This window comes from Pseudoalteromonas sp. SR45-5, assembly GCF_014163565.1.
Taxonomy (GTDB): Bacteria; Pseudomonadota; Gammaproteobacteria; order Enterobacterales; family Alteromonadaceae; genus Pseudoalteromonas; species Pseudoalteromonas distincta.
Genome location: NZ_JACJDN010001006.1, coordinates 1 through 804, shown reverse-complemented (window position 1 = coordinate 804; position 804 = coordinate 1). Strand labels below are relative to the sequence as shown.

The 804-nt window shown below is 39.4% G+C and carries 1 protein-coding gene; it reads right to left on the bottom strand.

The genetic code is table 11. The annotated features are described in order from the left end of the window. The coding region (locus H5072_RS20685; protein WP_182694665.1) for an aldo/keto reductase family oxidoreductase at positions 1 to 804 on the bottom strand (804 nt) is incomplete at both ends.

Below are 804 nucleotides of genomic sequence, written 5' to 3'. Positions count from 1 at the left end.
GGCCTTTAGCGCTTACATAAAGTGCATACCAATGCTCACGAGTTAGCTCTACGTTTACAGCATCACAAGAGGCTTTAATCCGTTTAGCATTAGTTGTTCCAATAATTGGCTGAATAGATGCGGGATGGCGAAGCAACCATGCAAGTACAATTGCCTCAGCAGAGGTTTCATAAAGTGCAGCCAGCTTATTAACTAAAAGACTGGTGTTGATATCTGCCTGAGATGCGTTTGATAAATCACTACCGCTGTACAAGCCTTGGCATAAACTACCCCAGCTTTGAATTTGGATTTCAAAATGACGACAGTACTCAATACTACCTGGCGTAAAATTAAGATCTTTACCGTCACTGTTACCGGCATATACACCTTCATCAACAAACTGATGTTTTTGCAAACTAGCCTCAATTTGATTAGCAACAATTGGCATATCAAGTGCGTGTTGTAAAAAGTTCATTTGGTGCTGCTGCATATTAGACACTGCAAAATTGCGCACTTTACCGCTTTCTTTTAAGCAACTAAATATGCGAGCAATTTCGTTAACTTCCATGAGTGGATCAGGGCGATGCAGCATAAGTACGTCTAAATAATCTGTATTTAATCGTTTTAATGATGCTTCAACTGACTGCTCAATCCACTTTTGGGAAAAATCATAACGCTTTGGCCCTAAGTCATCTTCAAATCGAATCCCACACTTAGATTGAATATACATGTGCTCTCTAAGCTCTGGCCGCTCACTTAATGCTTTACCAAAAACCTGCTCTGCTTTACCAAAAGTATAAATATCAGCATGGTCAAAAAAATTAA